The organism is Gemella sp. 20925_1_85, assembly GCF_041433735.1.
In the GTDB taxonomy this organism is placed as follows: domain Bacteria; phylum Bacillota; class Bacilli; order Staphylococcales; family Gemellaceae; genus Gemella.
Map to the genome: position 1 here is coordinate 1 of NZ_JAPWCC010000056.1, position 1176 is coordinate 1176.

General features: G+C 27.9%; 1 protein-coding gene. It reads left to right on the forward strand.

Features of this window, described 5'->3' with window-relative positions:
* Positions 1–1176 (forward strand): ISL3 family transposase (locus O3884_RS08980; RefSeq protein WP_371453048.1); only part of this gene is annotated, 1176 nt, incomplete at both ends.

The window sequence follows — 1176 nt, forward strand, 5'->3', positions numbered from 1 at the left end:
ACAAATTTACTATTAATAAAAGACCAAAATATAACTATGAAGGATAAACTTGATTTAATCAATATAGATGGTCAAGATACATTCTTATTTCATGGGACTTTATCATATGAACCAAAGTGTTGCACAAACTGCGGTTGTAAAAAAGAAGGAAATAATATAGTTAAAAATGGATTTGGAGATCCGCTAAAAGTAGCTTTATTAAAGATGTCAGAATGCCCTACATACCTTAGATTAAAGAAACAACGTTTCAAATGTAGAGAATGTAATTCTAAGTTTTGTGCTGAAACACCATTTGTAAAAAAACACTGCAGTATATCTAAAAACCTTCTACTTCACATTATGAAGAATCTTTCTAAGACGCTATCATTTAAAGATATAGCTGAATTAAGTAATGTATCAGTATCTACAGTAGTAAGGGTAATGAAATCATGTAGAGAAGCTGTAGAAGTTAAGACTCATTCAAACCTACCAAAGCACCTATGTTTTGACGAGATAAAGTCAACTAAAGATAGTAAAAATGGAATGAGCTTCGTATTCTTAGATGCTAAAACACATGATTTTATAGATATAGTAGATGGACGAACACAACATATATTAAAACAATACTTTATGAGATACCCAAGAAAAGTAAGGAAGAAAGTAAAAACGATCTGTATAGATATTTACCCACCTTATATGAATATGATTAGAGAAATGTTCCCTAATGCTGAGATAATTATAGATAGATTTCATATGGTTCAAAATATTAATAGAGAATTAAACAAAGCTAGAGTAAAACTAATGAATCAATATAAGAATAAAAAAGGCTCTACTTACACTATTTTAAAGAATTTCTGGAAAGTAATATTGGAAGATAGAGATAAAGTAAATTCAATAAAAACATTCTATTCTAGAAGCTTTAAACGCTATGTAACTAGAAAGGAAGTATTAGATTATATATTAGCTATAGATGCTGAATTTACAGCTAGTTATGAAAGAGTTCATGAGATAAGAGAAGCTATTAAGACTAAAGATTCTGTAGAATTAGAGAAGTATATAGATATGGATACTAGAGGATTATCTAAAGGTGTAACTAAAGCTATAAATACTATGAAAAAGCATAAAGAATATATGCTTAACGCTATTAAATATAAGTATTCTAATGGTCCATTAGAAGGATTTAATAATAAGATAAAA